Below are 12,492 nucleotides of genomic sequence, written 5' to 3'. Positions count from 1 at the left end.
AATGGAAAAAATAAAAAAATCATCCTTTGACGGAGTATTGTTTGCGACAGTAGTTATACTGTCGCTGTTTGGCTTGATAATGATTTTTTCTGCAAGTGCACCGTCTGCATTTGTTTTGCACGGAGACAGTTTCTATTTTGTTAAAAAGCAACTTATCTGGACTGTCTTAGGTTTTGGCGCATTGCTTTTTTGTGCATCGTTTGACTATAAGAAATATAAAAAGTTCGGAATGTTAATGTATGTATTAAACATTATTCTTTTAATATTAGTTCTTATAATCGGTGTTGAAACAAAGGGTGCTAAAAGATGGATAAACCTTGGGATAGGTACATTTCAGCCATCTGAGTTTACAAAGGTGTCAATAGTTATTCTCCTTGCTATGTATTTTACCAGTATGGAGAAAAGTAAACAGAGTTTTTCAAATATTTATGTGCCTCTTTTAGTAATAGTGGGTATCCCTTGTGCTCTTTTACTATTGCAGCCTCACTTTTCGGTAATTATCATTATTTGCGGCACAGTATTTACTATGCTTTTATCATTCGGTATAAAATTTAAATTTTATGTTCCTCTTATATTTTTAGGTTTAGGCGCAGGAGGTTTTCTTGCGATAAGCGAACCGTATAGATTAAAGAGAATAACTGCGTATTTAGACCCGTTTCAGGATAAATTAGGAGACGGATGGCAAATAGTACAATCTCTTTACGCAATAAGTTCAGGAGGAATTTTTGGCTTGGGGTTAAGCCGAAGCAGGCAGAAGCATTTATATATCCCTGAACCTCAGAATGACTACATATTTTCAATTATCTGTGAAGAACTCGGTCTTATAGGTGCAACTTTAGTTATAGTGCTTTTTGGAATTTTACTTTTTAGATGCATAAAAATCGCTGTGGACTGTCCTGATTCATTCGGTACTTATATGGCGTTCGGTATGGGCGCACTTATTATTATACAGGTTATATTAAATATAGGCGTTGCAATAAACCTGCTTCCTGCAACAGGTATTCCTCTTCCGTTTTTCTCGGCAGGAGGCTCAAGTTTTGTTTTCCAGATGATAGCAATGGGAATAGTACTAAATATATCTCGTTATAAAAGGGGTTGAATAATTTGAGAATAGTTGTAACAGGCGGAGGCACTGGGGGACATATAAATCCTGCCATTGCAATTTCAAACGAAGTCCAAAGAAGAGATGAAAAAAACGAAATTTTATTTATTGGAACTAAAAAAGGCATGGAAAGCCGACTTGTTCCTCATGCAGGCTATAACATTGAGTATGTCGATGTGGAGGGCTTTACGCCTAAAGGCAGATTCCACGATATTAAAGTTATTTTAAAATTTATGTCTGGCATATTAAAATGTATGAAAATATTGTTAAAATTTAAGCCCGATGTAGTAGTGGGAACAGGTGGGTATGTAAGTGCACCTGCAGTAATGGCTGCCAATTTTCTAAGAATTCCTACTCTTATTCACGAGCAGAATGCAGTGGGAGGCAAAACTTCAAGACTTCTCTCTAAATTTGCAAAAAGGGTATGTATTACATTTAATGATATAGATATCTTAAATTGCCCCGAAAAAACAGTTGTTACAGGTAACCCTGTAAGAAAGGCATTTGAAACAGTCCGTAAAAACACATCTTTAAAAGAGATAGGGTTTTTAGAGGGTCTGCCAGTTGTAGTGTGTGTAAGCGGAAGCCTTGGTGCAGCGCAACTTAATCAATATATGGTTTCCTTTATAAAAAAACACTATCAGGAAAAGAAGTTTAAGGTTGTTTTAATAACAGGCCACAGATATTATATGAATGCAGTAGAAGATTTAAAAAACTGGGGAATAGATACCGACTCAGATTTTGTTAAAGTGAAAAAATATGCACACAATATGGAAGATTATCTTTGTGCTGCAGACTTAGTTATAAGCCGTTCGGGTGCAACATTTTTAAGCGAGATTGCATATCTTGGAAAACCGTCTGTGCTTATTCCTTCTCCTAATGTTGCGGAAAACCATCAGGAGATAAACGCAAACAGATTTGTAGCAGGTGGTGCTTCCATAAAAATAAGAGAAAGTTTACTTAATATGAAATTGTTTGAAAAAACAATTCTTGATATTTTAGAAGATAAAGAAAAAATGAAAGAAATGGGAGAAAACGCAAAACTTTTAAGTGTTCCTGATTCTTCCAGACGAATTGTAGACGAAATAGAAAAAATAATAAAAAAATAGCAGTATTCACACTTTCCTGAAAAAATCATAGTATAAATATGGAATAATTATCAGGAGGTGTGTAAGTGGGTAAGATAGTAATCACAGGAGGCAGAAAACTAAGCGGAAGAATAAAAATTCCGGGAGCGAAAAACACTGTGCTTCCCATTCTTGCGGCAACCTTAATAAGCGGTAAAAAAAGTATAATAATAGATTGCCCCAAGATTAAGGATGTTGAACTCACTTTAGAGATTTTAAAGGACTTGGGTTGCAAAATAAGCTGGGAGGAAGACCTGCTTATAATAGACTCTTCCGATATAAGAAAAACTGATATAAAAGAAGAACTGATGGATAAAATGCGTTCTTCCATAATTTTGACAGGCGCTGTACTCTCAAGAATGGGAGAGGTAAGAACAACTTATCCTGGAGGCTGTGAATTAGGGCTTCGTCCCATAGATTTACATATCAAAGCCTTTAAAAAGATGGGAATATTTGTAGAAGAAAAATTCGGATATATCAATTTTAAGAAGAATAAGCAAAAAGACAGTGAAATACACCTTGATTTTCCGTCAGTAGGTGCAACAGAAAATATAATGCTTGCAGCATCAACCCATAAGGGTAAAACAAAAATTATAAATGCGGCAAAAGAACCGGAAATAGAAGACTTGCAAAAGTTCTTATGTAAAATGGGAGTTAAAGTATCAGGCGCAGGAACAAGCGTTATAGAAATTGTTGGTACTAACACATTTTATGAAGTAACCCATAAGGTTATACCTGACAGAATTGTAGCATCAACCTATATGGTTGCAGGAGCAATAACAGACGGAGATGTAATTCTTGAAAATGTTAATTATAATCATATAAGTTCGGTTGCAGCAGTAATGGATGCAATGGGAGTAGAATTTGAATTTATTGCTGACCACTCTATCAGGGTAAAAGGTAACGGAGCGTTAAAGTCTAATAACTTAATAAGAACCTTGCCTTATCCTGGGTTTCCTACTGATGCTCAGTCTATAATAATGTCCCTTTTAAGTATTGCAAAGGGAACGGGAATGATTATAGAAAATATCTTTGATTCAAGATTTAAGCATGTTGAAGAACTCAAAAAAATGGGCGCAGATATCACTATTTCTGACAGATGCGCAGTTATAAAAGGTGTGAAAAAACTGTACGGAGCAAGGGTTAATGCTCCTGACCTTAGAAGCGGGGCAGGTCTTGTGGTTGCAGGTCTTTGTGCAGACGGTGTAACAGAGGTGTCCAATACCCATTATATCAAAAGAGGGTATGAAGATATTGTAAGAGATTTACAAAGTCTTGGAGCAGATATAATATACAAATGATAAAACGGAGATAAAAATGAGGGAAAAAGGAAGAAAAAGCGAAGAAAAGAATATAATTGAAATTCATCGCCAAAGAAGAAAAAGAAAAAAGAAAGCCAAAAAAATTTTTCTTGCGATTATACTTATGCTGATTATCTGTATAGGTCTTCTTTTCACACCTGTTTTTAATCTTAAAGTAATAGATATCTCAGGAAACAATGTAATTTTAAGTGAAGAAATTATCAGTACGAGCGGATTTAATGCAGGTGAAAATATATTCAGGTTCAGACTAAAGGACGCAGGAGAAAATATTGCAAAGATTCCGTTTGTTGACAGTGTCAGTCTTCAAAGAATATTACCACAAAAAATAGAGATAAGTATAGTAGAATGTATCCCTGTTGCATATGTGAATGTAGCAGACACGGTGGTTATAGTTGATGATGAGGGTAAGGTTTTATCAGAAAAAACACCTGATATTTCCTATAAGTTACCAGAACTATCAGACTTTAAATTTGATAAATATATACTGGGAGAAAAAATAACCCTAAATTCCGATAAAAATTTGCAAAAAACTCTTGAAATTGCAAAAGATTTGTATAATAATAATCTTATTGAGAATGTATCAAGCATATTTATTGAAAATGATGAATTATGTTTTAATATGGATAACGATCTTAAAGTTATTGTAGGAAACAGTGATAATATCAACAGTAAACTTACCATGCTAAAAGCAGTTTTAGAGAAATTGCCTCATGGGGCAACGGGTAAGATAGATGCAAGAAATCCTAAAAAACTTCGTCATATTTCAGAGTAAATGTTAAAAAAGAAGCGTCATTGGGTTAAACCTCATGTGTCGCTTCTTGTTTAAATATCTAAGGTAAAGGATGAAAATGTAGATGAAAAAAGGAATCGCTCAGATTTCAATCGGCTTTGTTTGTATGATTTTAAGTTTCTTTATAGTGTTGCAGTTTAAAACTGTAAAAAACACTTCGGTTGCAACCTATCCCACTCAGTTAAGGGTAGGGCAGACTCAGGAACTTTTAAGGCTGGAAAAAGAGAAAAATGAGGCTTTATATAAACAGGTTATGGAATATAAAGATGAAATTTATGAGTATCAGACCCAGGCCAATGCCGATGAAATGCTTATTAAAGATTTAAGAAATGCAGAAATTTTAGCAGGTCTTGTATCGGTTGAAGGGCCTGGTATTGAAATAACCCTAAGCGATGGGGAAGGTGCGAATACCCAGAATATGAACGAAAATCTTTATATAGTTCATCAGGAAGATATTTTAAAGGTAATGAATGAACTAAGAGCAGCAGGGGCAGAGGCTTTATCGGTTAACGACCAGAGAGTTCTTGCTACAAGCGAAGTGCGTTGTGTGGGTAATGTGGTTAATATTAACGGTGTAAAAGTTGCAGCACCATTTGTTATAAAAGCAATAGGCGACCCTGATCAGCTTGAAAGTGGTTTTAAAATGAGGGGTGGAATTTTTGATGAACTTTCCCCTTGGATTAAAATCGAGATAAAAAAAGTTGAGAGTGATATGGTTGTTCCTGCGTATGTAGGAAAAATTGAGTATAAACATTCTAAAATAATAACTAACGCTAAAGCAAACGAAGCATTGGGGAAATAAGAGGTGAGATAAATGACTATTGCGCTTATATGCCTTTTAACAGGTGGGCTACTTGGGTATTTTCTTAATATAAATGTGTCAACCGAAGCATCGGTTTATATTGCCATTGCAATATTTGCAGCGTTTGACTCTATAATGGGTGGAATAGTTGCAAACTTAAGCAAAAGATTTGATTTGACAATTTTTGTTTCAGGTTTCTTTTTGAATGCACTTTTATCAATATCTATTATCTTCCTTGGCGTAAGGCTTGGAATTGACTTATACACTGCAGTTGTTGTTGTGTTTTCCATAAGAATTTTCAGAAATTTTGGTATAATTAGAAGTTTACTATTGAATAAATGGAGAGAATCTGTTAAAATAAAAAATAATGGTGATAAAGAAGAAAATAATATAAATTAGGGAGGGCATAAAAAATGTCAGTTAAAATTCCAACAGGAATTGCAGAAAATGCTGTAATAAAAGTAATTGGTGTCGGTGGAGCAGGCAATAATGCAGTTAATAATATGGTACTTAATAATTTGTCAAGCGTAGAATTTATTGCTTTAAACACGGACAAGCAGGCTCTTTCAACATCATTGGCTACTCATAAAATTCAAATCGGAGAAAAAGTTACAAGAGGGCTTGGAGCAGGTGCAAATCCGGAAATCGGTAAAAAAGCAGCAGAAGAGTCAAGCGATGAAATCGCTCAGATTTTAAAAGGTGCTGATATGGTGTTTATCACTGCCGGTATGGGTGGCGGAACAGGTACAGGTGCAGCCCCTATCGTTGCAGGTATTGCTAAAGATTTAGGTATCTTAACAGTCGGCGTTGTTACAAGACCGTTCTCTTTTGAAGGAAGAAAAAGAGGCGAAATTGCAAGTAAAGGCACAATGGAACTTAAAGAAAGCGTTGACGCTTTAATGGTTATTCCAAATGATAAACTTCTTAATATGGTAGATAAAAACACATCTTTGCTTGATTCATTCAAACTTGCAGACGATGTTTTAAGACAGGGCGTTCAGGGCATATCCGATGTAATCGTTATCGGTGGTCTTATCAACTGTGACTTTGCCGATGTTAAAACAGTTATGAAAAATAACGGTTTTGCTCATATGGGTATTGGTTACGGTTCAGGGGAAAACAGAGCAGAAGATGCTGCCAAAGCAGCAATCGAAAGTCCGCTTCTTGAAACCTCTATTGAAGGTGCAAAAGGTGTCCTTGTTAATATCACAGGTAGTTCAAGTCTTAACCTGTTCGATGTCAGCACTATCAATACTATTATTCAGGAAAAAATCTCTGCTGATGCAGATAACTACATATTCGGTACTGTTACCGACGAATCAATGGGCGATGATATTAAAGTTACTGTTGTTGCCACAGGTTTTGACACTGCTGAAGGCGGTCCTGTTATAAGACCAATGGTTAGAAAACCTGTAGAAAAGAAAGAAGAGCCGGTAGCCGAAAAGGAAGAACTGCCAGTTTTAGATGTTGCTGAACCTAAAAAACCGATAGAAGAAGACCAGATAGATGTTTTTGATAAAGACATTCTTGACATTCCTTCCTTTATTGATTCAATGGGTAAGAAAGAAGAATAATCTTAAGAAGCACCTGATATTACAGGTGCTTCTAATGATATAAAAGAGAGGTTTATATTTAATGAATTTATTAGAAGAATTAAAGGCAAGAGGGCTTATCGCCCAGATGACACATGAAAAAGAAATAGAAGAACTTTTAAATAATGAAAAAGTTACTTTTTATATAGGTTTTGACCCTACAGCAGATTCACTTCATATCGGCCACTTTTTGCAGATGGTTGTAATGGCTCATATGCAAAGAGCAGGGCACAGACCTATTGCAATTATTGGTGGGGGAACTGCTATGGTAGGCGACCCATCAGGCAGAAGCGATATGCGTCAGATGATGACAAAAGAAACCATCCAGCATAATGCAGACTGTTTTAAAAGCCAACTTTCAAAATTAGTTGACTTTTCCGAAGGCAAAGCGCTTATGGTAAACAATGCAGACTGGCTTTTAGACCTTAACTATATTGAATTTTTAAGAGAAATCGGCGTTCATTTTTCAGTAAACAGAATGCTTACTGCAGAATGTTTTAAAACCCGTCTTGAAAAAGGTCTTTCATTTATTGAGTTTAACTATATGCTTATGCAAAGTTATGACTTTTTAAAACTTAACAGAGAATACGGTTGTAAATTAGAACTTGGTGGGGATGACCAGTGGTCTAATATCATCGGTGGTATCGAGCTTATAAGAAGATGCGATGCAAAAGAAGCCTATGGTATGACATTTACGCTTCTTACAACATCCGAAGGAAAGAAAATGGGTAAAACTGCCAAAGGTGCTTTGTGGCTTGACCCTAATAAAACAACTCCTTTTGAATTCTATCAGTATTTTAGAAATGTTAACGACTCTGATGTTATAAACTGTATGAAACTTATTACTTTCATTCCTCTTACAGAAATTGCAGAGTATGAAAAATTAGAAGGCAGCGAAATCAACAAAGCAAAAATGCGTCTTGCATTTGAAGTTACTAAAATGGTTCATGGCGAAGAAGAAGCCCAAAAAGCCGAAGCGGCAGCGCTTAGTCTTTTTGCAGGTGGTCAGGCTGCTGAAGTTCCAAGTGTAGAAATAAGCAAGGAAGAGTTAAAAGACGGAATGAATATTATGGACTTACTTGTTTTAACAAAACTTGCACCATCAAAAAGCGAAGCAAGAAGAAATGTTACACAGGGTGGGGTTTCAGTTAAAGAAGAAAAGGTTTCAGATATTAACTTTACCGTTACTTTAGATATGTTTGACAATAACGAACTTATGGTAAGAAGAGGTAAAAAAGCATTTATAAAAGTAATTGTTAAATAGAAAAAAAAGCAGATTTTTCAATCTGCTTTTTTTTAATTAACCTACAATGATTTTTCCGTCTTCTGCTTTAAGAGAAACTATGCTTTTTTCTTTTATATTTCCCTTAAGCATTTCTTCGGAGAGTAAGTCTTCAATATCTGTCTGAATAGTTCTTCTAAGAGGTCTTGCACCATAGGATGCATCATAACCTTTTTGGGCTAAATAATCATACACCGAATCGTCAATATTAAGTGTAATATTTTTTTCTTCAACTCTTACTTTTAAAGACTTAATCATAATTTTGGAAATATTTTTTATATCATCCTTTGAAAGTTTGTGGAATACTATAATCTCATCAATTCTGTTTATAAATTCAGGTCTTAAATAGTTCTTTAATTCTTTTAATACACTGCTCTTTATTTCTTCGTATGATGAGTCTTCTTCGCTTTCTTGCGAAAAACCTAATTTTGATTTTATTTCGGTTATTTTTGATGCACCGATATTTGATGTCATAATAATCACAGTGTTTTTAAAATCAACTCTTCTTCCTTGCGAGTCGGTTAAAATTCCGTCTTCAAGAATTTGTAAGAGTGTGTTAAAAACGTCAGGATGAGCCTTTTCTATTTCGTCAAATAATAAAACGCAGTAAGGGTTTTGTCTTACCTTCTTGGTAAGTTGACCTCCCTCGTCATGCCCAATATATCCCGGAGGAGCACCGATAAGTCGGGAAACGGAGTGCTTTTCCATATATTCAGACATATCTATTCTTATCATAGATTCACTTGTTCCAAACATAACTTCCGATAAAGTTTTTGCAACCTCGGTTTTACCAACTCCGGTAGGCCCTAAGAATAAAAATGAGCCAATAGGTCTTTTAGGGTCTTTAAGTCCTGCACGGTTTCTTCTTATTGCCTTTGCTATTTTAACTATGGCTTCATCCTGACCTACAACTTTTTCGTGCATACTCTCTTCAAGTTTTAAAAGTTTTTCTCCCTCTTCTTCGGTTAGTTTTGAAACAGGAATTTTAGTCCATGAGGATATAACCAAAGCAATATCTTCTTCGCCTACGCAGTTTATAATTTTTGAGTTTGCTTCTTCTCTCTCTAATTTCTTTATCTTAAGTTCGTCTTTTAATTTGTTTTCTTCATCTCTTAATTTTGCTGCAGTTTCAAAATCTTGTGCAAGAATTGCCTCTTCCTTTTCTGCCTTTATTTTTTCAATTTTTTCTTCCAGTTCTTTAAAATCTGGCGGAGAAGTTAAGTTTTTAATTCTTAATTTTGAAGATGCCTCGTCAATTAAGTCAATAGCCTTATCAGGTAAGAACCTGTCGGTTATATATCTATGTGAAAGTTTTGCAGCAGCCTCAAGCGCCTCGTCGGTAATTTTTACCTTGTGATGTGCCTCGTATTTATCTCTTAAACCCTTTAAAATCTCAATGGTTTCTTCAACTGTCGGTTCTTCTACTGTTACGGGTTGAAATCTTCTCTCTAAGGCAGAGTCTTTTTCAATATGCTTTCTGTATTCGTCAATAGTAGTAGCACCAATCAACTGAATTTCGCCCCTTGCAAGAGATGGTTTTAAAATATTTGCAGCATCTATTGCTCCCTCTGCTGCCCCTGCACCAACAATAGTGTGTATTTCATCTATAAAAAGAATAGTGTCTTTCTTTTCTTTAACATCTTTTATGACTTTTTTAATTCTGTCTTCAAACTCGCCACGGTATTTAGACCCTGCAAGAAGTGAAGTTAAATCTAAGGTTACAAGTTTTTTCCCTTTAAGAGTTTCAGGAACTTTGTTTTCATATATTCTAAGAGCAAGTCCCTCTGCAATAGCAGTCTTACCAACCCCAGGTTCACCTATTAAGCAAGGGTTGTTTTTTGTTCTTCTTGATAAAATTTCTATAACTCTTGCAATTTCTTCTTCTCTGCCTATAACAGGGTCGATTTTACCCTCTTTGGCAGCCTTTGTAAGATCTACACCGAATTTATCACTTTCGTTATTCTTGCTCTCTTCCTTTTGAGTGCTGTATGAAGATGATGAACTTTCATTAAACAGTTTAAAAATATCTTCTACAATTTTTTGCGGGTTTGCCTTTAGCGTGGTTAAAATTTTATAAGCAACTGAATCGTTTTCATTAAGAAGCGCTAAAAGAAGATGCTCTGTTCCTATATATTTATGGTCTAAATTAACTGCTACCTCAAGAGCAATTTCCAACACTCTTTTGCATCTTGGGGTAGGGTATTTTCTCTGATTGTCAGGAGTGCCTTTGCCTATATATTTTTCTATCATTAAGTTAACGCCCTCTTCAGTAACACCGTTTGCAATAAGTGCATTATATGCAATTCCTGACCCCTCTTTTAAAAGACCTAAAAGAATATGTTCGCTTCCTATATAATTATGTCCTAATTCCATAGCCGACTTTTCAGAAAGGGAAATTGCAGTTTCGGCTTTTTTGGTAAATCTTTTATCATGCATTTAAATCACTTCCTTTATAAGTTTTGCTCTTAATTTATCTCTTTTTAGAGTATCTTCTTCGCCTATACTGTAAGGTGCAAGAGAAGATATAAGTTTTTTGAACAAATCACAATCTATGTTATCAATTATACCCATATCTGCCCCTAATAAAACATCTGACCATAAAGAAGAAAATTCTTTGTAACCGATCATATGACAGTATTTTAAAATTCCAAACGACCTTAAAACTTTGTCGGCTAATGAATCTGAGTTTATAGCCTCTCTTAATTTAATTTCTTCTTTAATAATTTCTGATACAATGTTTTTAAGCCTTAAAATAATTTCTTCTTCCGATATTCCTAAAGTAACCTCGTTTGAAACCTGAAATATATTTCCCAGGCTCTTTGTTCCTTCTCCGTAATAACCCCTGAGTGTCATTCCAAGTCGGTTAACATTTCTTATAAATGTATTAAGCCTCCCGCTCATACAAATAGCAGGAATATGAATCATAACTGATGCCCTTAAGCCTGTGCCGACATTTGTAGGGCAACTTGTTAAATAACCGAATTTTTCAGAAAATGCATATTCATTTCCCTCTTCAATTAAATCATCACAGGCATTTGCAAGAGAGTATGCCAAGGATAAATCGAACCCTTTTTTTATAACCTGAATTCTTAAATGGTCTTCTTCATTTACCATAATGCTTATTTCCTTATTGTTATCAATTATAACAGCACTTTCAACTTTGGAATTTAAAATGTCAGGGCTTATAAGATGCTCTTCAACAAGTTTTTTCCCATTTATTTTAAGTTCTTCCTGATTGATTTGTCTAAACATCAAAGGGGACTTTTCATTAGACGAAAAAAGAGCATCTTTAACTTTTTTTGTAATCTTTATGGCATCTTCTTTATCAATTTGGGGAATAAATTTATAACCTTTAAAATTTCTCGCAAGACGAATTCTTGTTGATAGTGCAATATTTTCCGTCATAGTTTATTCCTCCATTTCCTTAATTTTATCTCTTATTTTTGCGGCTTCTTCGTATTTTTCTTCTTTAACAAGTGCCTCAAGTTTTTTTCTTAATGCTTCTTTTTCTCTTTTTATCCTTAATGCCCCACTGTATTTTTTAGGAAGTTTCCCTGTGTGCTCATCCGATGAATGAATGTTTTTAAGCATCATATCAATATTTTTGCCAAAGGATGTGTAACACTTCTCACAACCAAATTTCCCTTGTTTTTTAAAGGAAGAATAGGTTGTATGACAGTTTTCACATTGAAGATTATAACTTATCTCAGGAGAAAACATATTTAAAAAATCAGATAATATATTGTCAGGCTTAATTTCTAATGACGGGATATCTTCATAAGATGCACAATCTTTGCAAAGATACTGCTCCAAAATATTTCCGTTATAATTTTTTATAATTTTTACTAAAGCCTGATTTTTTTTACATTTCTCGCATAACATAAAATCAACTCCTTTTAAGATTTATAAGAATATTTTTAAGAATTCTCGCTCTTAAATAATCTTTAAGTTGCGCATCAGTGTTAAGTGTAGTGTCTGAAACTGCGGCAAACATAATGTTTGCTTCTCTTTTAGTAATCTTTCCATATTCATAAAGTGCCTTTATATATGAATATGCATCACTCTGTTTTAAAAAGTTTCCAATAGAGTTAATAAGAGTGGTTATATAATCGCTTTCATTTAATTTAACCCTTCTTATAGTTATTCCGCCTCCTCCGCCTCGTCTTGACTCAACGATAAAACCATGCTCGTTTGTAAACCTTGTGGATATAACATAATTTATCTGAGACGGTACGCAGTTAAAATACGCCGCAAGGTCGTTTCTTTTAATCTCTACCTCGCCCTCATTATTTAAAAGTTCCTTTATATATCTTTCTATTATATCTGATATAGCCATAATTACACCCCTTTTTGACTTTGACTATCTTTGACCTTTGTTTTATCATAAACCATATTTTTAAGTTTGTAAAGAGGCAATTTTAATATTTTTTTGTCGATTTTACTTAAAATGGGGCGTTTTTGGAATAAAAGGGTTT

At 34.5% G+C, this 12,492-nt stretch carries 12 protein-coding genes; 8 read left to right on the top strand and 4 right to left on the bottom strand.

The features are described 5' to 3' along the window. Position 1: 1 nt before the first annotated feature. The 8 genes from ftsW (at position 2) to IKZ35_02885 (ending at position 7,999) form a co-directional block, all read left to right on the top strand. Positions 2-1,099 (top strand): putative lipid II flippase FtsW, encoded by a 1,098-nt coding sequence (ftsW, locus tag IKZ35_02920; GenBank protein MBR4892917.1) that lies wholly within the window; start codon positions 2-4, stop codon positions 1,097-1,099. 5 nt (positions 1,100-1,104) lie between these two features. Further along, positions 1,105-2,211: an undecaprenyldiphospho-muramoylpentapeptide beta-N-acetylglucosaminyltransferase gene (murG, locus tag IKZ35_02915; GenBank protein ID MBR4892916.1), complete on the top strand. Its 1,107-nt coding sequence runs from the start codon at positions 1,105-1,107 to the stop codon at positions 2,209-2,211. A gap of 65 nt (positions 2,212-2,276) precedes the next feature. After that, positions 2,277-3,530, top strand: a complete 1,254-nt coding sequence (gene murA / locus IKZ35_02910; protein MBR4892915.1) for a UDP-N-acetylglucosamine 1-carboxyvinyltransferase — start codon at positions 2,277-2,279, stop codon at positions 3,528-3,530. Positions 3,531-3,546: 16 nt separating this feature from the next. Then, positions 3,547-4,323 carry an FtsQ-type POTRA domain-containing protein gene (locus tag IKZ35_02905; protein ID MBR4892914.1) on the top strand — a complete coding sequence of 259 codons (777 nt, stop codon included), beginning with the start codon at positions 3,547-3,549 and terminating at the stop codon, positions 4,321-4,323. Between the two features lie 82 nt (positions 4,324-4,405). Next, positions 4,406-5,143 (top strand): DUF881 domain-containing protein, encoded by a 738-nt coding sequence (locus IKZ35_02900; protein MBR4892913.1) that lies wholly within the window; start codon positions 4,406-4,408, stop codon positions 5,141-5,143. A gap of 12 nt (positions 5,144-5,155) precedes the next feature. After that, positions 5,156-5,542, top strand: a complete 387-nt coding sequence (locus IKZ35_02895; protein MBR4892912.1) for a small basic family protein — start codon at positions 5,156-5,158, stop codon at positions 5,540-5,542. Between the two features lie 14 nt (positions 5,543-5,556). Beyond that, positions 5,557-6,717, top strand: a complete 1,161-nt coding sequence (gene ftsZ / locus IKZ35_02890; protein ID MBR4892911.1) for a cell division protein FtsZ — start codon at positions 5,557-5,559, stop codon at positions 6,715-6,717. Between the two features lie 61 nt (positions 6,718-6,778). Then, the gene (locus IKZ35_02885) at positions 6,779-7,999 is read left to right on the top strand and encodes a tyrosine--tRNA ligase (protein MBR4892910.1); all 1,221 of its coding nucleotides are present in this window, start codon (positions 6,779-6,781) and stop codon (positions 7,997-7,999) included. 36 nt (positions 8,000-8,035) lie between these two features. Here the strand turns inward: IKZ35_02885 and IKZ35_02880 are convergent, their stop codons facing one another. From IKZ35_02880 to IKZ35_02865, 4 genes are read right to left on the bottom strand one after another with little or no spacing between them, the layout of a single operon-like run. Beyond that, complete coding sequence (locus IKZ35_02880) at positions 8,036-10,453, bottom strand: ATP-dependent Clp protease ATP-binding subunit (GenBank protein ID MBR4892909.1); 2,418 nt, start codon at positions 10,451-10,453, stop codon at positions 8,036-8,038. Further along, entirely contained in the window at positions 10,454-11,422 is a 969-nt protein-coding gene (locus IKZ35_02875) for an ATP--guanido phosphotransferase (protein MBR4892908.1), read from the bottom strand. Between the two features lie 3 nt (positions 11,423-11,425). Then, positions 11,426-11,899: a UvrB/UvrC motif-containing protein gene (locus IKZ35_02870; protein MBR4892907.1), complete on the bottom strand. Its 474-nt coding sequence runs from the start codon at positions 11,897-11,899 to the stop codon at positions 11,426-11,428. 4 nt (positions 11,900-11,903) lie between these two features. Further along, the gene (locus IKZ35_02865) at positions 11,904-12,356 is read right to left on the bottom strand and encodes a CtsR family transcriptional regulator (protein MBR4892906.1); all 453 of its coding nucleotides are present in this window, start codon (positions 12,354-12,356) and stop codon (positions 11,904-11,906) included. Between the last annotated feature and the right edge of the window lie 136 nt (positions 12,357-12,492).

The organism is Clostridia bacterium (assembly GCA_017554615.1).
GTDB lineage: Bacteria > Bacillota > Clostridia > UMGS1840 > HGM11507 > SIG450.
Note: the sequence above shows the minus strand (reverse complement) of the source record. Positions and strands in the feature narration are given on the sequence as shown.